The sequence below is a fragment of the Streptomyces sp. col6 genome, assembly GCF_008042035.1.
In the GTDB taxonomy this organism is placed as follows: Bacteria; Actinomycetota; Actinomycetes; order Streptomycetales; family Streptomycetaceae; genus Streptomyces.
The window spans coordinates 580,820-601,622 of sequence record NZ_RDBL01000006.1 but is presented as its reverse complement, the minus strand read 5'-3'; the positions used below and the strand labels follow the sequence as shown (position 1 = coordinate 601,622).

General features: G+C 73.2%; 15 protein-coding genes and 1 riboswitch. Of the genes, 7 read left to right on the top strand and 8 right to left on the bottom strand.

Annotation, left to right across the window (positions count from 1 at the left end):
* Nucleotides 1-76 precede the first annotated feature (76 nt).
* Genes EAO73_RS06835 through EAO73_RS06825 form a run of 3 tightly spaced genes read right to left on the bottom strand, consistent with a single transcriptional unit; the run spans nucleotide 77 to nucleotide 4,835 of the window.
* Nucleotides 77-1,291 (bottom strand): VWA domain-containing protein, encoded by a 1,215-nt coding sequence (locus EAO73_RS06835; RefSeq protein WP_147970522.1) that lies wholly within the window; start codon nucleotides 1,289-1,291, stop codon nucleotides 77-79.
* Entirely contained in the window at nucleotides 1,288-3,726 is a 2,439-nt protein-coding gene (locus tag EAO73_RS06830) for a DUF5682 family protein (RefSeq protein ID WP_224756194.1), read from the bottom strand. The genes EAO73_RS06835 and EAO73_RS06830 overlap by 4 nt, the downstream gene beginning before the upstream one ends.
* Entirely contained in the window at nucleotides 3,723-4,835 is a 1,113-nt protein-coding gene (locus EAO73_RS06825) for an ATP-binding protein (RefSeq protein WP_147970521.1), read from the bottom strand. Before EAO73_RS06825 ends, EAO73_RS06830 begins: the two co-directional genes overlap by 4 nt.
* 128 nt (nucleotides 4,836-4,963) lie before the next feature.
* Between EAO73_RS06825 and EAO73_RS06820 the strand changes: the two genes are divergently transcribed.
* Complete coding sequence (locus EAO73_RS06820) at nucleotides 4,964-6,442, top strand: SWIM zinc finger family protein (protein ID WP_224756193.1); 1,479 nt, start codon at nucleotides 4,964-4,966, stop codon at nucleotides 6,440-6,442.
* Between the two features lie 29 nt (nucleotides 6,443-6,471).
* Nucleotides 6,472-8,166, top strand: coding sequence for a DUF5691 domain-containing protein (locus tag EAO73_RS06815; RefSeq protein ID WP_147970520.1), 1,695 nt, complete (start codon nucleotides 6,472-6,474; stop codon nucleotides 8,164-8,166).
* 535 nt (nucleotides 8,167-8,701) lie between these two features.
* Here EAO73_RS06815 and EAO73_RS06810 read toward each other — a convergent pair.
* A complete protein-coding gene (locus EAO73_RS06810) occupies nucleotides 8,702-9,115 on the bottom strand; it encodes a cobalamin B12-binding domain-containing protein (RefSeq protein WP_147970519.1) in 414 nt (137 codons plus the stop codon).
* Between the two features lie 368 nt (nucleotides 9,116-9,483).
* On the opposite strand from EAO73_RS06810, the gene EAO73_RS06805 reads away from it, so the two are divergent.
* Nucleotides 9,484-10,320, top strand: a complete 837-nt coding sequence (locus EAO73_RS06805; RefSeq protein WP_147970518.1) for an esterase/lipase family protein — start codon at nucleotides 9,484-9,486, stop codon at nucleotides 10,318-10,320.
* A 201-nt stretch (nucleotides 10,321-10,521) separates the two neighbouring features.
* Nucleotides 10,522-12,090: a M23 family metallopeptidase gene (locus tag EAO73_RS06800; RefSeq protein ID WP_147970517.1), complete on the top strand. Its 1,569-nt coding sequence runs from the start codon at nucleotides 10,522-10,524 to the stop codon at nucleotides 12,088-12,090.
* Nucleotides 12,091-12,177: 87 nt separating this feature from the next.
* Here the strand turns inward: EAO73_RS06800 and pcrA are convergent, their stop codons facing one another.
* Complete coding sequence (gene pcrA / locus EAO73_RS06795; protein WP_147970516.1) at nucleotides 12,178-14,616, bottom strand: DNA helicase PcrA; 2,439 nt, start codon at nucleotides 14,614-14,616, stop codon at nucleotides 12,178-12,180.
* A gap of 161 nt (nucleotides 14,617-14,777) precedes the next feature.
* Nucleotides 14,778-14,928: riboswitch (cyclic di-AMP (ydaO/yuaA leader) on the top strand.
* On the opposite strand from pcrA, the gene EAO73_RS06790 reads away from it, so the two are divergent.
* Nucleotides 14,927-16,081, top strand: coding sequence for a C40 family peptidase (locus EAO73_RS06790; protein ID WP_191133958.1), 1,155 nt, complete (start codon nucleotides 14,927-14,929; stop codon nucleotides 16,079-16,081). It overlaps the preceding riboswitch by 2 nt.
* 110 nt (nucleotides 16,082-16,191) lie before the next feature.
* Here EAO73_RS06790 and EAO73_RS06785 read toward each other — a convergent pair whose 3' ends face one another.
* A complete protein-coding gene (locus EAO73_RS06785; RefSeq protein WP_147970514.1) occupies nucleotides 16,192-16,545 on the bottom strand; it encodes a hypothetical protein in 354 nt (117 codons plus the stop codon).
* 310 nt (nucleotides 16,546-16,855) lie between these two features.
* Between EAO73_RS06785 and EAO73_RS06780 the strand changes: the two genes are divergently transcribed.
* Nucleotides 16,856-17,902 (top strand): C40 family peptidase, encoded by a 1,047-nt coding sequence (locus EAO73_RS06780; protein ID WP_147970513.1) that lies wholly within the window; start codon nucleotides 16,856-16,858, stop codon nucleotides 17,900-17,902.
* 48 nt (nucleotides 17,903-17,950) lie between these two features.
* Nucleotides 17,951-18,712: a GNAT family N-acetyltransferase gene (locus tag EAO73_RS06775; protein ID WP_147970512.1), complete on the top strand. Its 762-nt coding sequence runs from the start codon at nucleotides 17,951-17,953 to the stop codon at nucleotides 18,710-18,712.
* A 39-nt stretch (nucleotides 18,713-18,751) separates the two neighbouring features.
* On the opposite strand, the gene EAO73_RS06770 is transcribed toward EAO73_RS06775, so the two are convergent.
* Nucleotides 18,752-19,456: a LuxR C-terminal-related transcriptional regulator gene (locus tag EAO73_RS06770; protein ID WP_147970511.1), complete on the bottom strand. Its 705-nt coding sequence runs from the start codon at nucleotides 19,454-19,456 to the stop codon at nucleotides 18,752-18,754.
* Nucleotides 19,440-20,738, bottom strand: coding sequence for an ATP-binding protein (locus EAO73_RS06765; protein WP_147970510.1), 1,299 nt, complete (start codon nucleotides 20,736-20,738; stop codon nucleotides 19,440-19,442). Before EAO73_RS06765 ends, EAO73_RS06770 begins: the two co-directional genes overlap by 17 nt.
* Nucleotides 20,739-20,803 lie beyond the last annotated feature (65 nt).

Genomic DNA, 20,803 nt, shown 5'->3' with positions numbered 1-20,803 from the left:
GCATGTCCATCTCGCAGGTTATCCCCGAGCCCCGCGTGACCCTAAATCGCAGATCACACCCGGGCGGTGATTACGGTCACAGAATCGCCCTGGTGGCGGCGTTCTCCGGGTCCGGTATCGGCAGCGGGCGCTTCTCGATCGCGGCGGCCATGACGTCCGGGAACAGGTCGGGCGTGCAGGCGAAGGCGGGGGCTCCCAGGGCGGACAGGGCCGCCGCGTGGTCGCGGTCGTAGGCCGGGGCCCCCTCGTCGGAGAGGGCGAGCAGGGTGACGAACTGCACCCCGGACGCCTTCATCGCGGCGACCCGCTTCAGCATCTCGTTGCGGATGCCGCCCTCGTAGAGGTCGCTGATGAGCACGACGACGGTGTCGGCCGGCCGGGTGATCTTGGACTGGCAGTAGGCCAGCGCCCGGTTGATGTCGGTGCCGCCGCCGAGCTGGGTGCCGAACAGGACGTCGACGGGGTCGTCGAGCTGGTCGGTGAGGTCGACGACCGCCGTGTCGAAGACGACGAGGCGGGTCCGGAGGGAACGCATCGAGGCGAGCACGGCGCCGAAGACGGAGGCGTATACCACGGAGGCGGCCATCGAACCGGACTGGTCGATGCAGAGGATGACGTCCTTCTTCACGGACTGCGCGGCCCGCCCGTAGCCGATGAGCCGTTCGGGTACGACGGTGCCGGCGCCGTCCCGGCCGGGCAGCTCCAGGTAGTTCTTGAGGTTGGCCCGGATGGTGCGGTCCCAGTCGATGTCGTGGTGGCGGGGGCGGGTGACCTTCGCCGACCGGTCGAGCGCGCCCGTGAGCGTGGCCCGGGTGCGGGTGGTCAGCCGCTTCTCCAGCTGTTCGACGACCTTGCGGACCACGGCGCGGGCGGTCTCCTTCGTCGTCTCCGGCATGGCCTTGTTGAGGGAGAGCAGCGTGCCGACGAGATGCACGTCCGCCTCGACGGCCTCCAGCATCTCGGGTTCGAGCAGGAGCGCGGAGAGGCCGAGGCGGTCGATGGCGTCGCGCTGCATGACCTGGACGACGGAGCTGGGGAAGTACGTCCGGATGTCGCCGAGCCAGCGCGCGACGGAGGGCGCGGAGGCACCGAGTCCGGCCGAGCGCCCGCCGCCGCTCCGGCCGCCGGGGCGTCCCCCGTTCTCGTAGAGCGCGGTGAGCGCCTGGTCCATCGCGGCGTCGCGGCCGGTGAGCCTGCGGCCGGTGCTCTCCTCGCTGTCGGCGCCCAGCACCATGCGCCAGCGCCGCAGCCGCTCGTCGTGGGCGGAGGTGGTGGTGTCGGTGGTCGTCATGCCGTCTCCCCCAGGTGCGGGTCGTCGTGGTGGGCGGGGGTGCGGTGGGCGGGGGTGTGGCGGGCCGGGTCGGGGGTGTGGCGGGCCGGGTCGTATTGCGTGCCGGGGGCCTTGGCCACGGGGTGCTCGTCCAGGCCGAGGAGCAGGCGCAGCACCGGGACCACCGCGTCCGCGCGGGCCGTGTCGAGGACCGGCCCGAAGCCCGGGGCCGTCGCACCCGCCCCCGCCGGGGCACCGGCGCCCGGGGCCCCGCCGGCGACGGGGCCGCGCCGGACGAGGTCGCCCAGGGTGCGCCGTACGCCCGCTTCGTACGCCGAGAACGTGCGCCGCAGCAGGGGCAGGACATCGGTGAACGTGTCGGCGGGGACGCCGGTGAGCCAGGAGTCGACCAGGGCGAGGAGCCGTTCGTCGTGGACGAGGAGCATGCCGCCGCCCGCGGCCCCACCGACGAAGCCCTCGATCCAGGCGGCGGCGTCGGCGGGCGGGGTGCCCGGGGACAGGGCGAGGCCCATCAGCCGGGCGGCGGCGTCCTGGTCGAGGTGGCCGTCGTCCAGAAGCAGCCGGGCGGCCCGGCCCCGGATCACGCCCGCGGCCGTGTCCCGGACGGTGAGCTTGTGGAGCACCGCGCGCCACCGCTCGCGCAGCCCGTCCGCGCTCGCAGGGACGGCGCCGGCGAGGAGCCCGATCGCGGTGTGGACGCCGTCCACTTGGCGGCGCAGCGCCTCGGCCCCGTCGGCGTCGAGCCCGGTGCAGGCGGGGGGCAGGCCGACGCAGATGCGTTCCGCGAGTCCGGCCGCGACCTCGCCCAGGGCGGTGGTGTCCGTGGCGCGGACGTCGCCGTAGCGCAGGGTGCGGGCCAGCGCGGGCAGGGCGTCCGCGAGGTGGCCGACGTCGGAGTCGAGCGCGGCGCGGTCGGCGAGGGCGCGCATCACGACCGGCAGGGCGTCCGGCAGATCGGCGAGCAGGCAGCGCTCGGCCAGCGCGGTCACCTCGGCGAGCGCCGTGGCGGCCAGGGCGTCCGACTCGGCGCGGGCGGTGGCGGCGGAGAGCACGGTGGTGCCCCAGACGCCCGCCTCCGCGACGCGCACATACAGCTCGGGCTCCCAGCGCAGCCGCCAGCTCTCCCGGAAGGTGCCGGTGCTCCCCCGGCCGGTGGCGGGTTCGCCCCAGCCGATGCCGAGGACGCGCAGGCGGTGCAGCAGGCGGCTGCGGGAGGCGTCGGTGTCCTTGCGCAGGTCGAGCTCGATCTCCCGCTCGTCCGCCTCCGGCTTGAGCCGCAGGGTGCGCTGCTGCCGGTTGAGGTCGCGCTGGAGGGGGACGGCGGGGGCGGTGTCGGGAACCTCGCCCAGCGTGGTGCCGACGACGAGGCGGTCGTGGACGAGCGCGAGGGGCACGTCGGAGCCCTCGCACATGACGGCCCGGATCGCGTCGGTGGTCTCGCTCAGCCCGGCGAGCGGCCGGCCGCGCATCGCGGCGAGCGTCTCGGCGAGCCGGACGGCCTCGATGACATGGGCGGACGACACGAACCGGTCCTCGTCGCGCAGGAGTCCGGCGACCTTCGTCATCCAGCGTGCGACCGGGCGGTCCGGGGCGGCGAAAAGGTGCTCGTACCAGCCGGGCGACTCGATGCCGGCGCCGTATCCGCTGTGCCGGGCGAGCCTGCGGTGGGTCCAGGGCACCCAGGTCAGTTCGGCCTTGACCTTGGGCAGGCCCTTGAGCAGCGCCCGGTCGGCGGTGAGCGTCGTACGCATACGCAGGGCGGGGACGTGCCAGGCGCCGCAGACCACGGCGAACTCGTCGCCGAACTCCTTCGCCGCGGTGCGCAGTTGGATGCGCATGTACGCCTCGCGCACCGCGTCCCTGGGGTGCCCGCCGTCCCCGTACGCCTCGCGCAGCGCGGTCATCGCCTCGCCGAGCGCGGCGAACGCGGCGAGCGGTCCGGCCGCCGCCTCGCTGCCGGGCACGCGGTGTTCGACGACGTCCTCCCACCAGCGCTCGGGGTCGTCGTACCCCGCCGTCTCGGCGAGCACCCGGATCGGGTCGACGGGAACGAGCTGTTCCCCGTCGGTGTCGTCCCGGTCCGCCTCCGCGTCGGCCTCCATCGCCAGCGAGTGGGCGGCGGGCAGGTCGATGAACCGGACGGGCACGTCCCGGGCGAGGGCCCAGCGGATCGCGACCCACTCGGGGGAGAACTCGGCGAACGGCCAGAACGCCGCCCGCCCGGGGTCGTCCACCGCGTGGGCGAGCAGGGCGACGGGCGGCCGCATCTCCTCGTCGGCCGCGAGCGCCAGCAGGGTGTCGCCCTCGGGCGGGCCCTCGATGAGGACCGCCCGGGGGCCCGCCTCGTCGAGGGCGGCGCGGACGGCGCGGGCCGAGCCGGGGCCGTGGTGCCGCACCCCCAGCAGCAGCGGCCCCGGTGCGCGGGTGCCGGTCATGCGGACGCCTCCCGGCAGGCGCGGTAGAAGTCCTTCCAGCCGTCGCGCTCGCGCACCACGGTCTCCAGGTACTCCTGCCAGATCACCCGGTCCGCCGCCGGATCGCGGACGACCGCGCCGAGGATGCCGGCCGCGACGTCCCCCGGGCGCAGCACCCCGTCCCCGAAGTGGGCGGCGAGCGCGAGGCCGTTGGTGACGACGGAGATGGCCTCGGCCGTGGAGAGCGTCCCCGAGGGGGACTTGAGCTTGGTGCGGCCGTCGGTGGTGACGCCGTCGCGCAGTTCGCGGAAGACCGTGACGACGCGGCGGATCTCGGCGAGGCCGTCGGGCGCGGCCGGCAGGTCGAGTGAGCGGCCGACCTGGTCGACGCGGCGGGAGACGATGTCGACCTCCGCCTCCGGTGTCGCGGGCAGCGGCAGGACGACGGTGTTGAACCGGCGGCGCAGCGCGCTCGACAGCTCGTTGACCCCCCGGTCCCGGTCGTTGGCGGTGGCGATGACGTTGAACCCGCGCACCGCCTGGACCTCCTGGCCCAGTTCGGGCAGCGGGAGGGTCTTCTCCGAGAGGATCGTGATCAGCGAGTCCTGCACATCGGCGGGGATGCGGGTCAGTTCCTCGATGCGGGCGGTCATGCCCTGGGACATGGCGCGCATCAGTGGGCTGGGCACCAGCGCGTCGCGGCTGGGGCCGTTGGCGAGCAGCTGCGCGTAGTTCCACCCGTAGCGGACGGCTTCCTCCGGGGTGCCCGCCGTGCCCTGGACGAGCAGCGTCGAGTCACCGCTGACGGCGGCCGCCAGATGTTCGGAGACCCAGGTCTTGGCGGTGCCGGGGACACCGAGGAGCAGCAGGGCCCGGTCGGTGGCGAGCGTGGTGACGGCGACCTCGACGAGACGGCGCGGGCCCACGTACTTGGGTGTGATGACGGTGCCGTCGGGCAGGGTGCCGCCGAGCAGGTACAGGGCGACGGCCCACGGCGACAGGCGCCAGCGCTCGGGCCTGGGGCGGTCGTCGGCCGCCGCGAGCGCCTTCAGCTCGTCGGCGAAGGCGTCCTCGGCATGCGGGCGCAGGGCCTCGCCGGTGTGTGCTTCGGTGGTTTCGGACACGGTCATGGATCCCCCTCCGGATCGGTCGCCCCATCGGTCGGCCGGTTGTGGTTTCCACCGTGCACCATGGCACTGACAATCGACCTTTGCGCAGGTCAGCGCGATTGTCAGTGGGGCCGCCTAACGTCGTTGGCATGCTGCTGACTGACGGGGGAGAACCCTTGGGCGCCGCTGCCTCGGCCGCGCGCTGGACGGTGGAGCAGGTACTGGCCCTGGCTCCTGACGACGCCTCACGCAAGGCGGGGAACAAGCTCGGTGCGGCCGGCTCCTGGTCGGACACCGGGTGGGACGTGACGGGTGCGGTCTGGGGGCTGTGCAAGGGGAGCGGAAGCAAGCCGTACCGGACGGTGGTCGACACCACCGGCCCCGCGTACAAGTGCAGTTGCCCCAGCCGGAAGTTCCCGTGCAAGCACGCGCTGGGCCTGTTGCTGCTCCGCGCCGCCGACGACGCGGCGGTGCCCGCCGGGACGCCGCCGGACTGGGCCGGGGAATGGCTGACCGGCCGCCGCGCCCGCGCGGAGGCGAAGGCGCGGCCCGCCGCGGGTGACGGCGCGGCGGGACCCGCCGATCCGGAGGCCGCCCGCAAGCGGGCGGAAAAGCGCGCCGAGCGGATCGGCGGCGGTGCGCGGGAGTTGGAGCAGCGGCTGACCGACCTGCTGCGCGGCGGCCTCGCGACGGCCGAGCAGGCGGGGTACGGGATGTGGGAGGAGACGGCGGCCCGCATGGTCGACGCGCAGGCGCCCGGACTCGCGGGCCGGGTGCGGGAGCTGGGCGCCGTCCCGGCCTCCGGCCCCGGCTGGCCGGTGCGGCTCCTGGAGGAGTGCGCGCTGCTCCATCTGCTGGACTCGGCGTGGCTGGGCCGCGACCGGCTGCCGCCCGCGCTGGCGGCCACGGTCCGCACCCGGGTGGGCCTGCCGGCCTCCCCGGAGGGCCCGCCGGTCCGCGACCGCTGGCTGGTCCTCGCCCAGTACGACACCCCCGAGGGCAAGATCGTCACCCGCCGCATCTGGCTGTACGGCGAGGAGTCGGGCCGCACGGCGCTGTTGCTGTCCTTCGGCGCGGCCGGCCGCTCCCCCGCCCAGGCGCTGCCCGTGGGCGTCACGATCGACGCCGAGCTGACGCCCCATCCGGGCTCCGGACAGCTGCGGGCCGAGCTGGGCGAACGGTTCGGCGTGCCGGAGCCCGCCGTTACGCCCCCGGCGGGGGTCACGGCCACCGAGGCGATCGGCTCCTACGGCCGGGCGCTGGGCGACGATCCCTGGCTGGAGTCCTGGCCGGTGACGCTGCGCGATGTCATACCCGTGCCGGCCCCGGACGGCTGGCAGCTGATCGACGCGGAGGGCGGTGAGGCCCTGCCGGTGACCCCCGCCGCGCTGAACCGGCCGGCGCTCTGGAAGCTCGTCGCCGTCTCGGGCGGCGAGCCGGTCACCGTCTTCGGCGAGTGCGGACACCGGGGCTTCGACCCGCTGGCGGCGTGGCCGCCGACGGCGGTTGCGACCCACGCGGGCGCGTCCGCACCCGCCGCGCCCGCCGGGTCCGCCGGGTCCGCCGGGTCCGCCGGGTCCGCCGGGTCCGCCGGGTCCGCCGGTATCGAGACCGTCGCGCTCATCTGACTCCGTAGTCCGGCTCCGAAGGAGGGGCGATGTCCCGTACGACCACACCACCCGCCACCCCGACAGCCGCCCCGCCCACGGCGGCGGGCGCGGCACCCGCGCACGGCGGGCTCACCGACGCGCTCGCGGCCACGCCGTGGGAGGAGCTCGTCACCTCGGCCCTGCTGGGCACGGACCGCCGCCCGCCCGAGGGTGCCTCCGGCACCGGTCCCGACGGCACGGCCGCCGCACTGCTGGACGCCGCCGCGCTGCACACCGTGCGGCGCCGGGCGGGGCTGCTGCCCGCCACCGCTTACCCACGCCCGGCACCGGCGCCCGGGGATCCCCGGCCGCATCTGCCGGAGGCGGCCCGTGGCCGGCTGGCCCAGCTGCTCGCGGACCGGGCGGCGGGTTCCGGCGGCCGGCGGGGTTCGGCCCCGGACCTGACGGAGCTGATCCCGCAGTGGCTGGCCACCGCCAATGAGCACGGCTACCGGGCGCCGGACTCCGCCCTGCCCGCCCTGCTGGACGCGGCCCGGTCCCGGACCGATCTGCGCCCGCAGACCCTGGAGTTCGCGGGGCCGCGCGGCCTCTGGCTGGCCGCGCTGAACCCGGAGTGGAAGTTCGCGCTGCGCGGCGCGTCCGGGAGCGCGCTGCTGCCCTCGCTCGACGACCCGGAGGCGGTGCGCCGGCTCTGGGAGGAGGGCCTGTTCGCGGAACGGATCGCCCTGCTCGGGGCCGTACGGGCGCGGGACGCGGACGCCGCCCGCGCACTGCTCGCCGCCACCTGGAAGACGGAACGGGCCGAGGACCGGCTGATGTTCGTCGACTCGCTGCGCACCGGGCTGTCCGCCGAGGACGAGGAGTTCCTGGAGCAGGCGCTGGCCGACCGGAGCCGCAATGTGCGGGCGACGGCCGCCGAGTTGCTGTCCGCGCTGCCCGGTTCGGCGCTCGCCCGGCGGATGGCGGACCGTGCGCTGTCCTGCGTGAGCCCCGGGCTCACCGGCGACGAGCCGTTCGTCGCGGTGGAGGCGCCGCACGAGTGCGACGAGGCGATGCAGCGGGACGGAGTGGTGGCGCTCCCGCCGTCCGGCCGGGGCGAACGTTCCTGGTGGCTGGGCCAGTTGGTGGAGGCGTCCCCGCTCGGCGTCTGGCCGGCGCGGTTCGGCGGGCGCGGCGCGCAGGAGATCGTGGCGCTGCCGGTGGCGGACGGCTGGGGCGAGGAGCTGCACGCGGCGTGGTGCCGGGCGGCCGTGCGGCAGCGGGACGCCGCGTGGGCGCGGGCGCTGCTCGGCCCGCCGTCGACACCTCCGTCGAACGGCCCCGGTACGGCTTCGCTCGCCGAGCGGGCGAAGCTCCTCGCGGTGCTGCCCCCGGCGGAACGGGCGGTCTGGGTGGCCGACTTCGTCGCCGCGCACGGGCTGTCGGAGGCGTTCCAGCTGCTGGGGGTGTGCCCGGTCCCCTGGGCACGGCCGCTCGGGCGGGCCGTCGTCGACGCCCTCGACATAGCCAGGGACGCGGGCAGTTACCCGTGGAGCTTCAGCGGCGTCATGGGCCTCGCCGAACGCTGCCTCGACCCGTCGGAGGCGAGCCGCCTGGAGGTCCTGACCACGACCCCGGCCGAACCGGCGGACGCCTCCCCCGGAGCGAACGGCTACTGGTCGGAGGCGTTCCAACGCCTGGTCTCGACGCTGCGCCTCCGCGCCACGATGGACAGCGAGCTGTCCGGGTCCTCGGTGCGCTGAGCGGGGGCCGCGCACGGGCCGCCGTGTCCGGTGCGTGGCCTCCCGCCCCGGTCGGGCGTTCGCGTACCGACCGACCGCCCGCCCGCGCCGGCGACGCCGTCCGCAGCCCCGCTGCGACCTACGGACCCGCCGTATCCGGCCCGCACCGCCTGGCGCGGGCCACCCGCCTCCGGGCGGCCGCTCGCGGCCTTGCTGCGGCACGCGGACCCGCCGTGTCCGGTGCGGGATTCTCGCCCACGGGCGGCTCACGCACCGACCGCCCGCGCGCGATCCCGGCGTGACCGCCCCCTGGCGCCGGCGACCCTTGAGCGAGGGCGGCTGCTCCCGGCGCGGGCGCCAAGAGGTGCCCCGCCGGTTGCCGGCGCAGGCCCCGTCGGCCCACGCGGCGGCAGGTCGCCGCAGGCCCGACCGCTCAGGTGCGAGCCCTGCGGGAGCGCCGTGCCGCGCTCAAGCGCGGGAGGCCGCAGGCGCGTTGCGCGGGGCCTTCCGGCCACGGGGCGCGCCGGCCCCCGCAAGCGCCCCGGACCCCGGCCGGCTACGCCTCCGCCGGGGTCCGGACGTTCGCGTTGACCCAGTCGACGATCGCCGTGGTCGTCGCGCCGGGGGTGAAGATCTCCGCGACGCCCTGTTCCTTCAGCGGGGCGATGTCCGCCTCCGGGATGATGCCGCCGCCGAAGACCTTGATGTCCTCCGCCTCGCGCTCCTTCAGCAATTCGATCACCTTCGCGAACAGCGTGTTGTGGGCGCCGGAGAGGATCGAGAGGCCGATCGCGTCGGCGTCCTCCTGGATCGCGGTGTCGACGATCTGCTCGGGCGTCTGGTGCAGCCCGGTGTAGATGACCTCCATACCGGCGTCGCGCAGCGCCCGCGCGATCACCTTCGCCCCGCGGTCATGGCCGTCGAGGCCCGGCTTGGCCACCACCACACGGATCGGACCGGTCACACCCATCACTGCCTCCACATGCCTCTCCCGTGCCTGAAGGGCCGGGGATGTGAACGAACGTTATCCACAGCATCCCGCAAGCCGCCGTTTCGCGGTGAGCCGGGAGGGGGAAATCACACATGGGACATTGTTCACGGGCACCGGTTCCAGGGCCCGCGGCTCAGACGCCGTGTGGGGCCGGACGCCCGGGGAGCCGCACCGGGTCGCCGTATCACCGCGCCGTCAGCCGCACGGCACGGTGGTACGGGCCCCGTTCACACGGGCCTCGGACCACACGGGTCTCGGGCCGCACGGACCACCGTCCGCGCGGGCCTCCACGGCTCCCCCACCCGGGCGTACCGGAGCACCGGGCACGCCGGAGCAGGAGGCCGACCATGAGGACCCCCAGCCTGCCCTTTCCCTCCCCGCCGACCGCACTGCTGAGAGCGACCGCACTGGAACTCGTGGTGCTCGCCGGGCACGCCCTGCTGTATCCGACCGGGATCACCGGTGAGCGGCGTCCGGGCAGGACCCCGTCCGCCCGGTGCGCCGCCGTCGAGGGCCCCCGCACGGACATCCCGCCCGCCGCCGGCACCGACCGCCCACCCGTCGTCTTTCTGCACGGTTTCATCGACAACCGCTCGGTCTTCGTCCTGCTGCGCCGCTCGCTGGCCCGGCACGGCTGGCGCCATCTGGAGTCGCTCAACTACTCCCCGCTGACCAGCGACATTCGTACGGCCGCCGAGTTGCTGGACCGGCACATCGAGGAGATCTGCGCCCGTACCGGCCACCACCGGGTCGACATCGTGGGGCACAGCCTCGGCGGCCTCATCGCCCGCTACTACGTGCAGCGACTGGCCGGTGACCACCGGGTCCGCACCCTGGTCACGCTGGGCACGCCGCACGCCGGCACGGCCGTCGCCCCGCTGGCCGGCGCGCTGCCCATCGTGCGCCAGATGCGCAAGGGATCGGCCCCCATCGAGGAGCTGAGGCTGCCCGCGCCCGGCTGCCGTACCCGGTTCGTCAGCTTCTGGAGCGAGCTGGACCGGGTGATCGTGCCCGCCGAGGCGGCCTGCGTCGACCACCCGGACCTCGACGCGGTGAACGTACGCGTCACCGGCATCGGGCACCTCGCACTGCCGGTGCACCCGGCGGTGGCGGCAGCCGTACGCCAGTCGCTGGACGCGGTGGAACCCGCTCCCGGGGCCACCGGCCCGGCATCGGTCGCCTGAAACCGAACAGGTTTCGAACATAGAGCCAAGGGTCTGTGCGGGCTCCGCCGAAAGACGGCCGATTGCCCGTTTTCCCGAGCCCCGTGGTGCCGTCGAAGATTGTCGGCGGCGGATACCGCCGGGTACAGTCGCGGCCACTGCTTAGCCCCGGGGTCCCCCACGCCCCGGACTGGTCCTGCTGCCGAGGCGAGAGAGAAGTTGGTGAACGACCAGCACCCCCACGCCGCCGGGTATGCCGGATACGACGGTCACTCCACGGACAGCTTCGACAGTGACCCGCTCTTCGGCTCCCTCCCCGGCACCTACGACGCCTCGTACGACACCACCGGCTACGGCATCCCGTACACCGGCGGACAGGCCGACTACAGCGGCTCGTACGACACCACGCAGTGGGACACGGGCGCGCACCACACCCTCGGGACCGGCCACTACGACGGTTACCCGGACTACGCCGGCCAGGCGCAGCAGCACCCGCAGTACAACGAAACGCGGTACGACGAGACGCGGTACGACGAGACGCGGTACGACGGAACCCAGTACGACGGAACACCGCAGTACGACACCGCCACGACCTGGCTGCCGACGGAGGGCTACGCCCCCGGTATCCCGTCCCAGGGCGGCGCCCCGGACTCCTCCGGCCAGTGGGACACCACCACCTGGACCGCCGCGACCGCCTGGCCGTCCGACGACACCGCCTCGTACGACACCGGCGTGTATGACGCCACCGCCTGGAACACCGCCGCCACGCCCGAGCACGAAGAGCAAAATGTGCAAAGCCCGGCCGCGTCGAACGAAGCCGAACAGCACACGGCGGCGGAGACGTACGAGAGCTACGCGGCGTACGACCACGCGGGCTCCTACGACTACGACCCCTACGAGCCGTACCGCACCGCCGGCGAAGCCGGGGGAAGCGCCGAGGAGACCGGCGACCGTCCCGAACCGGACGACGCCGACGAGCAGCACCCCGATCTCGCCCCGGCCGAGGCCCACCGCCCCGCCGGCCGGCCCGTCACCCGCGGCGGTGGCCGCAGCCGCAGGCGTTCCCCCGCGAAGCGTTCCGCACTCCTCACCGTCGCCGTCCCCTCCGCCTGCGTGATGAGCGTGGCCGGGATCGCCGCCGCCTCCGTGAGCGGCATGGGCGGGGACGAGGCGAAGAAGGACGCGACCACCACCATGGCCGCCGCCGACCCCGGCACGGTCAAGCCGGTCGCGGCCAACAACGCGCTGGACACCCAACTGGCCAACCTCAGTGCTGACGCGGAGAACTTCGCGGACCGCGCGAGCCGCACCCAGGAACGCATCGACCTGAAGGCGCGGCAGGCGGCCGAGAAGAAGAAGCGCGAGGCGGAGGCCGCCCGCAAGGAGGCCCTGCGCCCCAAGTACGTGCTGCCGGTCAAGCAGCACGGGCTGAGCGCGTACTTCGGCCAGGCGGGCGTCAACTGGATGTCCGTGCACACGGGCATCGACTTCCCGGTCCAGTACGGCACGCCGGTGATGGCCGCGACCGACGGCACGGTCCGTACGCAGTACAACAGCGCCTACGGCAACATGGCGATCGTGACCATGGCCGACGGCACGGAGACCTGGTACTGCCACCTCAGCAGCACCCGTATCCGCTCGGGCCCGGTCAAGGCCGGCGACGTCATCGCGTACTCCGGCAGCTCCGGGAACTCGACCGGTCCGCACATGCACTTCGAGGTGCGGCCCGGCGGCGGCGCGGCGATCGACCCGCTGCCGTGGCTGCGCAGCCACGGCGTCAACCCGACGTAAATCCGTAACGGACCGTCGTGACAGACCGTCGTAACGGCCGGGGCCTCGGGGGCTCCGGCCGTTACGCGTGTCTCAGGGCCGGTGCTCTCAGAGCTTCTGCACCGGCGCGTACCGCAGGAGCAGCTTCTTGGGGCGGTCGTCGCCGAAGTCGACCGTGGCCTTCGCCTGGTCGCCGACGCCCTCGACCGCCGTCACCGTGCCCAGGCCGAACTGGTCGTGCGTGACCCGGTCGCCCGCCACCAGGGTGATCGTCGGCTTGTCCGAGGTCCGCCGGGTCGCGAAGCCGGAGGGGCCGGAGCGGGCGCGGGAGGCGGAGAGCGACGAGGTGATGCCCGAGGTGGGGCCCGCCGGGGCGGCCATCGGTCCCTTGCGCTTCCAGTCCAGGTGCTGGTCCGGGATCTCCTCCAGGAACCGCGACGGCGGGTTGTACGAGGGCTGGCCCCAGGCACTGCGCATGGCGGCCCGGGTCAGATAGAGCCGCTCGCGGGCGCGCGTGATGCCGACATACGCGAGGCGGCGCTCCTCCTCCAGCTCCTTGACCTGGCCGAGCGCCCGCATGTGCGGGAAGACGCCGTCCTCCATGCCGGTCAGGAAGACCACCGGGAATTCGAGGCCCTTCGCGGTGTGCAGGGTCATCAGCGTGATGACGCCGGAGCCGTCGGTGTCCTCGTCGGGGATCTGGTCGGAGTCGGCGACGAGCGCGACCTTCTCCAGGAACTCGGCGAGCGTGCCCGCGCCCTCCTCCTCGCCCCGGTCCTGCTCGAATTCGAGGGCGACGGCGGCGAGCTCCTGAAGGTTCTCGATACGGGTCTCGTCCTGCGGGTCGGTGGATGCCTGGAGTTCAGCGAGGTAGCCCGTACGCTCCAGGACCGCTTCCAGTACCACGGCGGGGCCGGCACCGGACTCGACGACCGTGCGCAGCTCCTCCATCAGCGTGTTGAACCGCTTCACCGCGTTGGCGGAGCGGGCGGCCATGCCGTACGCCTCGTCGACGCGGCGCAGCGCCTGCGGGAAGGTGATCTTCTCGCGCAGCGAGAGGGCGTCGATCATCGCCTCGGCACGGTCGCCGATGCCACGCTTGGGGACGTTGAGGATGCGGCGGAGCGGGACGGTGTCCTCGGGATTGGCGAGGACCCTCAGGTAGGCCAGGACGTCCCGGACCTCCTTGCGCTCGTAGAAGCGCACGCCGCCGACGACCTTGTAGGGCAGGCCGACGCGGATGAAGATCTCCTCGAAGACACGGGACTGCGCGTTCGTCCGGTAGAAGACGGCGACGTCGCCGGCCTTGGCGTCGCCCGCGTCGGTGAGGCGGTCGATCTCCTCGGCGACGAACTGCGCCTCGTCGTGCTCGGTGTCCGCGACATAGCCCGTGATGCGGGCGCCGGTGCCGGCGTTGGTCCAGAGGTTCTTGGGGCGGCGGCTCTCGTTGCGCTCGATGACCGCGTTGGCGGCGGACAGGATCGTCTGGGTGGAGCGGTAGTTCTGCTCCAGCAGGATCGTCGTCGCGTCCGGGTAGTCCTCCTCGAACTGGAGGATGTTGCGGATGGTCGCGCCGCGGAAGGCGTAGATCGACTGGTCCGCGTCACCCACGACGCACAGCTCGGCGGGGGCGTCCTCGGGACCGGCCGGGCCGACCAGCTCGCGTACGAGGGTGTACTGCGCGTGGTTGGTGTCCTGGTACTCGTCGACCAGCACATGGCGGAAGCGGCGGCGGTAGTGCTCGGCGACGTCCGGGAAGGCCTGGAGCAGGTGGACCGTCGTCATGATGATGTCGTCGAAGTCCAGCGCGTTGGCCTCGCGCAGCCGCGCCTGGTACATCGCGTAGGCCTGGGCGAGCGTCTTCTCGAAGCCGTCGGAGGCCTGGCCGGCGAAGGTCTCCTCGTCGATGAGCTCGTTCTTGAGGTTGGAGACCTTGGCGGTGAAGGACTTCGGCGGGTAGCGCTTCGGGTCCAGCTCCAGGTCGCGGCAGACCAGGGCCATCAGCCGCTTGGAGTCGGCCGCGTCGTAGATCGAGAAGGAGGACGTGAAGCCGAGCTTCTTGGACTCGCGGCGCAGGATGCGGACGCAGGCGCTGTGGAAGGTCATGACCCACATGGCGTTGGCCCGGGGTCCGACCAGCTGCTCGACGCGCTCCTTCATCTCGCCGGCGGCCTTGTTGGTGAAGGTGATCGCCAGGATCTGGCCGGGGTGCACGCCCCGCTCGGCCAGCAGGTGAGCGATGCGGTGGGTGAGCACCCGTGTCTTGCCGGAGCCGGCGCCCGCGACGATGAGCAGGGGCGATCCGGCGTGCACGACGGCGGCGCGCTGCTCGGTGTTCAGCCCGTCGAGCAGGGCCTCCGCGTCGATGACGGGGCGGTGCGCGCCATCGCGGTAGTACGCGTCGCGCGAGGGCGGGGGCCCGTCGAACACGCCCGCGAACAGGTCCTCCGGCACCGCTTCGGGTGCGGAGTCCTCGGGGGGCGGCGGGGGCCCTTCCTCCTCGTTCTGGAGGCCGGCCAGGAAACTGTCGTCAAAGAGGCTGCTCATCGCTGTCCGAGTCTAAGGCGCCCGACTGACACCCGGCCCCGCTCCGAAAAGGTCACGAAAATGTATCGGGCATATCGAACATCAACCTTCACAGCGGCCCCATGAGTTGGCTAGCGTGCTCGTTCGGACGGCCCGTACCCCCAGAGGCGACCCACGCCGAACGTGCCGCCACGCCGAATCCGGGTCCGCCCGGAACCGGGGACCCACACGCATCACCGGGGTGAATCGGTCCGTCCCCATGGGACCGTAGGGCAGCCTTCCGTTCCGCCCGAACCCGACAGCTAACCCGGTAGGCGGTCCACGGAAGGAGATGCCGGCCTTGGCGTCGCATCGCAAACCGCGCACCCGGGTGCGCGCCACCGCCCCCGCTGTCGGGCTCACCTCGGCCGCACTGGCATCGGTGACCCTGCTGTCCTCGCAGAGCGCCATGGCCGCGCCGGCGCCGAAGCCGAGCATCGAGGAAGTGCAGAAGAAGGTCGACGACCTGTACCGGCAGGCGGGTACCGCGACCCAGAAGTACAACCAGGCGAAAGAGGCCACGGACAAGCAGAAGACCAAGGTCGACACGCTGCTGGACGACGTGGCCAAGCGCACCGCGAAGGTGAACGACGCCCGCAGGACGCTCGGCAACTACGCCGCCGCCCAGTACCGCGACGGCGCCCTCGCGCCGACCGCGACCTTCTTCCTGGCCGACGACCCGCAGTCGTTCTTCGACCAGACCCACCTCATGGACCGGATGGCCGAGCGCCAGCAGCAGGCGGTCACCGAGTTCCGTACGCAGCAGGCGCAGGCGTCGAAGCAGCGGGCCGAGGCCGTGAAGAGCCTGGAGACGCTGACCGAGTCGCAGACCGCGCTGCGCACCAGCAAGCAGAACGTCCAGACGAAGCTGACCGAGGCCCGGACGCTGCTGTCGAAGCTGACCGCCGAGGAGAAGGCGCGCCTGGCGGAGCTGGAGCGCAAGAAGGAGGCGGAGGCCAAGCGCAAGGCGCAGGAGCTGGCGAAGAAGCAGGCCGCCGCCAAGAAGGAGGCCGCGCGCAAGGCCGAGAAATCGGGCGCCAGTGGTACGGAGACGGGTTCTGGTTCGGGTTCCGGTTCGGGTTCCGGCAGCAGCGCCTCGACGAAGGCGGAGAAGGTCCTCGCATTCGCCCGCGCCCAGATCGGCAAGCCGTACGTCTGGGGGGCGACCGGCCCCGCCTCGTACGACTGCTCGGGGCTGACACAGGCGGCCTGGAAGGCGGCGGGCGTCGACATCCCGCGTACCACCTGGGACCAGGTGAAGGTCGGCACGCGGATCGCCACGGCCGACCTCCAGCCCGGTGACCTGGTGTTCTTCTACGACGACATCAGCCACGTGGGGATCTACAAGGGCGACGGGATGATGATCCACGCGCCGAAGCCCGGGGCGAACGTGCGCGAGGAGTCGATCTACTACATGCCGATCTACGGGAGCGTGCGCCCCGCCTGACCGGAAAAAAGGGGGCCGACCCGTACGGGTCGGCCCCCTTACTGCTTTTCCTGACCGGTCCGAGCGCGGGCATCGGCCCGTACGTTCCCCAGGGCCGGCCCGTCCGTCTCTCAGGTCCAGAGCGTCGCGATGAAGACGTTGGCGAGGGTCAGGGCGCCGACCGCCGCGAAGAGGCCCTTCTCGACCTTCTCCTCGTCCCGCTTGACGTAGACGAGCCCCAGGATGACGACCAGGATCAGCAGCTTGATCCCGATCTTGACGTTGTTCACGGGGTGGTCGTCGGCCTGGTCTAGGCCGACGAGGGCGACGCCGGTGACCAGCATGGTCAGCGCTCCGTGCAGCATCCCGGGGACGAACCGGGCGGTGCCGGCCTTCATCGCCTTCATCTGGCCGAGGAAGCCGCCGAGCAGGGCGGCGATGCCGATGATGTGCAGGGCGACGACGAAATCGATGAGTACGCGCATGGTTTCGCACCCTAGCCCCGGAGGTTCCGGCACCTCGCGGGCAGGGTGGGGCCTACAGGCCGCTTGAATGATGAATGCACTGTTTGCCAGTATCTGCGGCTATTTTTCCGGTCACTTATGGCTCATATGCGGTCAGTCACCGACAGCGCCACGCCAAGAGCGGGCAATAACCGCCATATCGACACCTTCCCGTGACCTCCGATTAGCGTCCCTTCCCGGTGGCCGGCCCCAGGCACCGTCCTCTCCGGACCACCGAACCAGCCCGCCGGTAGACCCCGCCGGGCCGTCGCACGGAAGGACGCCCGCCCTCGTGGCAGCGCATCGCAAACCCAGGCAGCGCCTCACCGCCGGCTCCGCGGCCCGCACCGCGGCGACCCTCGCCTTCGCCGGGGCCGCGACGGCCGCCGTGCTGCCGGGAGCCGCGCACGCCGACCCGGCGCCCACCGCCGCGCAGGTCAAGGCCCAGGTGGACCGGCTGTACCGGGAGGCGGAGGCCGCCACCGAGAAGTACAACGGCGCGAAGACCGAGGCGGCCGCCGCCGCCAAGTCGGTCGACGCCCTGCGCGACGAGGCCGCCCGCAGGACCCAGCGCCTCAACGCCGCCCGCGATGTGCTCGGCGCCTACGCCGCCGCGCAGTACCGTTCCGCCGGGCTCGACCCCTCCGTGCAGCTGGCGCTCTCCTCCGACCCGGACCAGTACCTGCGCCGCGCCACCTACGCCGAGCAGGCCGGTGAGCGCCGGGCCACCGAGGTGCGTTCGGTGCGGCGCCAGGTCGCGGAGATCGCCCAGGTACGCGCCGAGGCCGCGGGGAAGCTGACCGTGCTGGCCGCCAAGCAGGCCGCCCTGAAGGAGCACCGGGCGACGGTTCAGGCCAAGCTGGCCGAGGCGCGCCGCCTGCTGGCCCGCCTCACCCCGGCCGAGCGCGCCGCCTACGACGCGTCCGAGGACGGCCGCGGCCCCGGCCACGCCGACCGCAGCGCCCCGCGCGGCGCCGTCGCCGCGCCGAACCCGCGCGCCGCCCAGGCCGTCGCCTTCGCGTACAGCGCTCTCGGCAAGCCGTACGTCTGGGGCGCCACCGGACCCGCGTCCTTCGACTGCTCCGGCCTCACCCAGGCCGCCTGGCGCTCCGCGGGCGTCTCCCTCCCTCGGACCACGTACACCCAGATCAACGCGGGTCAGCGAGTCCCCCGGTCCCAACTGGCTCCGGGGGACCTGGTGTTCTTCTACTCGGGTATCAGCCATGTCGGCCTGTACATCGGGAACGGGAAGATGATCCACGCCCCGCGCCCGGGAGCGCCGGTGCGCGTCGCGCCGATCGACGAAATGCCTTTCGCGGGAGCGACCCGGGTGGCATAGGCTCCGGCCTCCGAGCCCTGGCCCCGACCGCCCGAAGGACACCCGCACATGCCGATGGACGCCGACGTCCAGACCCATGCCCGTACGCTCACGCTGCGCTCCCCGGACCATGTCCGGGTGGGGCCGTTCGTGATCCGCTACAACCCGAACTGGTCGCTGAAGTACGCCAACTACGCGATCCCGGACCAGGACGCCGCGCCGACGCCCGCCGAACTCGACGCCCTCATAGCCGCCTTCCGGGAGCGGGACCGGATGCCCCGCCTGGAGTTCCTGCCCGGCTGGGCGCCCGCCGTCGAACCCGCGCTGCTCGCCGCCGGGTTCACCGTCGAGAACCGCGCCCCGATCCTCGCCTGCGCCCCCAGTGACCTGGTGGACCCGAAGCCGGTCGCGGACCTGGCCGTCGTGGAGCCCGCCACCGACGCGGAGTTCGCGGCCGCCGCACTCGTCCAGCACCTGGGCTACGGCGGAGAGGGCGAGCCCGAGGACGGCACGGCCGAGTGGCTGCGGAACGCGGTGGCCGGCGGCGGGGTCGCCGCACTCGCGACCGTCGACGGCACACCGGCGGGCGCGGGCGGCTGCTCCGTCCCGGTCAACGGCCTCAGCGAGCTCGCTGGTCTCGCGGTCGGCGCGGACTTCCGCCGCCGGGGCATCGGCGCCGCGCTCTCCGCCCACCTGACGCGCACCGCGTTCGAGCGGGGCTGCCGGGTGGTGTGGCTGGAGCCGGGCGACGCCGACGTGGAACGGATCTACGCGTCCATCGGCTACCGCAGGGTCGGCGAGAAGCTGAACATCTCGCTGGACCCGGCCTGACCCGGACGCAAGCCCCGGGGTCTGTCCCGCGAGGCGGCCCTAGACGAGCCGGCGCGCCGTCGCCCAGCGGGTCAGTTCGTGGCGGTTGGAGAGCTGGAGCTTGCGCAGCACCGCCGACACATGGGACTCGACGGTCTTCACCGAGATGAACAGCTGCTTGGCGATCTCCTTGTACGCGTAGCCCCGGGCGATCAGCCGCAGGACCTCGCGCTCGCGCTGGGTCAGCCGGTCGAGGTCCTCGTCGACCGGGGGCGCGTCCGTGGAGGCGAAGGCGTCGAGGACGAAGCCGGCCAGCCGGGGAGAGAACACCGCGTCGCCGTCCTGGACCCGGAAGACCGAGTCGACCAGGTCGGTGCCGGTGATGGTCTTGGTGACGTAACCCCGGGCGCCGCCCCGGATGACCCCGATGACGTCCTCGGCGGCGTCCGACACGGACAGTGCGAGGAAGCGCACCGGGTTCTCGGCGGCGCCCATCAGGGGTGCGCAGCGGCGAAGCACCTCGACACCGCCGCCACCGGGGAGATGGACGTCGAGGAGGACGACCTCGGGGCGGGTCGCCGTGATGACCGTGACCGCCTGGTCGACGTCGGCCGCCTCGCCGACGACCTCGACGCCGGTCTCCTCGGTGCGGCCGATCTCCGCCTGTACGCCGGTGCGGAACATCCGGTGGTCGTCGACGAGCACGACTCGTACCCGGCGCTCCGGGCTCTCGTGGCCCCCGGTCGCCTCACTGGTCCCGTTCATCGCTCGTCCTCTCCATCTCCAGCTCGACCTCGGTGCCCCCGCCGGGCACCGAACGCAGCCGGGCGGTACCGCCGTTGCGCTGCATCCGGCCGATGATCGATTCTCGTACGCCCATTCTGTCCCCCGGTACGGAGTCCAGGTCGAATCCCGGGCCCCGGTCGCGCACGGAGACGAAGACCGTGCGGCCCTCGACCTCCGCGTAGACCTGGACGGCGCCGCCCTCGCCACCGTACTTCGCGGCGTTGACCATCGCCTCGCGTGCGGCCTGCATCTGCGCGGCCAGCTTCTCGTCGAGCGGGCAGTCGCCGACCACGACGACCTCCAGCGGCACACCGTGCTTGTCCTCGACCTCGGCGGCGGCCCGTTTGACCGCCTCGGCCAGGGTCTCGGGCTCGTCGTCCTCGTCCTTGCCGGTGCCCTCGGGGTTGTACAGCCAGTTGCGCAGCTCGCGCTCCTGGGCGCGGGCCAGCCGGCGGACCTCGCCGCCGTCGTCGGCATTGCGCTGGATCAGGGTGAGGGTGTGCAGCACGGAGTCGTGGACGTGGGCGGCGACCTCGGCGCGCTCCTGGGCCCGGATGCGCATGAGCCGTTCCTCGGAGAGGTCCTGCGTCATGCGGACGAGGTAGGGGCCGGCGAGGAGGGCGATGCCGGTGAGCACGGCGATGGCCGCGGTGAGCACGTTGCCGAGCTGGGCGGCGGAGCCGCGGACGACCATGAACGCGGCGAGGCCGAGGCCGACCAGGGCGACCCCGGCGAGGGCGCGGGCCAGGTGCAGGACGCGGCGGCGGCTGCCGACCTCCATCCAGCGGGCACGGCGGGCGTTGTCCGCCTGGCGCCACACCAGGACGGAGCCGGCGCCGATGAGGAGGCTGGGCCAGATGTAGCGGTCGGCCTTGCTGCCCATGTCGACGTTGCCGACGAAGACGGCGGCGCCGACGAGCAGCGCGATGAGGGCGAAGACCTGGCCCTTGTCGGGCTTGCGGAGCCTGCGGGTGCCGTCGGGGGCGGTCTCGAAGACGGACCGGGGTCCGTCCACGCCGCCGACGCCGAGCGGGACCACGATCCAGAACACCGCGTACAGCAGAGCGCCGAGACCGTCCGCGAAGAACAGGCCCAGGAAGACGAACCGCAGCCAGGCGACCGGCAGTCCGAGATGCCCGGCGAGCCCGCGCGCCACTCCGCCCAGCAGCCGGCCGTCGGCGCTGCGGTACAGCTTGCGCAGCGGGGGCTCCTCCGGGTCGGGGGCGTGGGAGCTTGTGGCTCGGGCGGTGGCGGCTGGCATGACCCGATCGTCACATGCCCGTGCGGGCGGGGGCATCAGGGAGGGCCCCCAGTTCGACCCTGAGA

What these genes read in the sequence shown, in the direction of transcription:
- EAO73_RS06835 (WP_147970522.1), bottom strand. Translation starts at nt 1,291, where the DNA reads ATGACGACCACCGACACCACCACCTCCGCCCACGACGAGCGGCTGCGG.
- EAO73_RS06830 (WP_224756194.1), bottom strand. Translation starts at nt 3,726, where the DNA reads ATGACCGGCACCCGCGCACCGGGGCCGCTGCTGCTGGGGGTGCGGCAC.
- EAO73_RS06825 (WP_147970521.1), bottom strand. Translation starts at nt 4,835, where the DNA reads ATGACCGTGTCCGAAACCACCGAAGCACACACCGGCGAGGCCCTGCGC.
- EAO73_RS06820 (WP_224756193.1), top strand. Translation starts at nt 4,964, where the DNA reads ATGCTGCTGACTGACGGGGGAGAACCCTTGGGCGCCGCTGCCTCGGCC.
- EAO73_RS06815 (WP_147970520.1), top strand. Translation starts at nt 6,472, where the DNA reads ATGTCCCGTACGACCACACCACCCGCCACCCCGACAGCCGCCCCGCCC.
- EAO73_RS06810 (WP_147970519.1), bottom strand. Translation starts at nt 9,115, where the DNA reads ATGGGTGTGACCGGTCCGATCCGTGTGGTGGTGGCCAAGCCGGGCCTC.
- EAO73_RS06805 (WP_147970518.1), top strand. Translation starts at nt 9,484, where the DNA reads ATGAGGACCCCCAGCCTGCCCTTTCCCTCCCCGCCGACCGCACTGCTG.
- pcrA (WP_147970516.1), bottom strand. Translation starts at nt 14,616, where the DNA reads ATGAGCAGCCTCTTTGACGACAGTTTCCTGGCCGGCCTCCAGAACGAG.
- EAO73_RS06790 (WP_191133958.1), top strand. Translation starts at nt 14,927, where the DNA reads ATGCCGGCCTTGGCGTCGCATCGCAAACCGCGCACCCGGGTGCGCGCC.
- EAO73_RS06785 (WP_147970514.1), bottom strand. Translation starts at nt 16,545, where the DNA reads ATGCGCGTACTCATCGATTTCGTCGTCGCCCTGCACATCATCGGCATC.
- EAO73_RS06775 (WP_147970512.1), top strand. Translation starts at nt 17,951, where the DNA reads ATGCCGATGGACGCCGACGTCCAGACCCATGCCCGTACGCTCACGCTG.
- EAO73_RS06770 (WP_147970511.1), bottom strand. Translation starts at nt 19,456, where the DNA reads ATGAACGGGACCAGTGAGGCGACCGGGGGCCACGAGAGCCCGGAGCGC.
- EAO73_RS06765 (WP_147970510.1), bottom strand. Translation starts at nt 20,738, where the DNA reads ATGCCAGCCGCCACCGCCCGAGCCACAAGCTCCCACGCCCCCGACCCG.